Annotated in this window: 1 protein-coding gene; it reads left to right on the top strand. The window is 56.4% G+C overall.

Annotated elements, in window-relative coordinates; translation table 11 throughout:
• On the top strand, positions 1–527 hold a 527-nt coding region (locus tag ACESSZ_RS16525; protein WP_499842917.1), incomplete at both ends, for a hypothetical protein.

Genomic DNA, 527 nt, shown 5'->3' with positions numbered 1-527 from the left:
CAGCGTGCTGAGCTGCTGGGAGCGATCCGTCTGCCGAATGACGCGTTCAAAAAGAATGCCGGTGCCGAGGTGGTATCGGACATCATCTTCCTCCAAAAGCGGGACCGCCCGCTGGACATCGTGCCGGAATGGACCCAGATCGGACAAACGGAGGATGGGTTTGCCATCAACCGGTATTTTATCGACCACCCAGAAATGGTGCTGGGCAGACAGGAGCCGGTAAGCACCGCTCATGGTATGGATTACACCGTGAACCCTATCGAGGGACTGGAGCTTTCCGATCAGCTGCATGATGCTGTGAAGTACATTCATGGCACTTATCAGGAGGCAGAACTGCCGGAGCTGGGCGAGGGCGAAACCATTGACACCTCCATTCCTGCTGACCCAAATGTGAAGAACTATTCCTATGCCATTGTAGACGGACAGGTGTACTACCGGGAAAACAGCCGCATGGTGCGCCCTGACCTCAACGCCACCGCCGAAGCCCGCGTGAAAGGTCTTGTGGGACTGCGTGATTGTGTGCAGGA

This window comes from Eubacterium sp. 3_1_31 (assembly GCF_964249515.1).
GTDB lineage: Bacteria > Bacillota_I > Bacilli_A > Erysipelotrichales > Erysipelotrichaceae > Longicatena > Longicatena caecimuris.
Note: the sequence above shows the minus strand (reverse complement) of the source record. Positions and strands in the feature narration are given on the sequence as shown.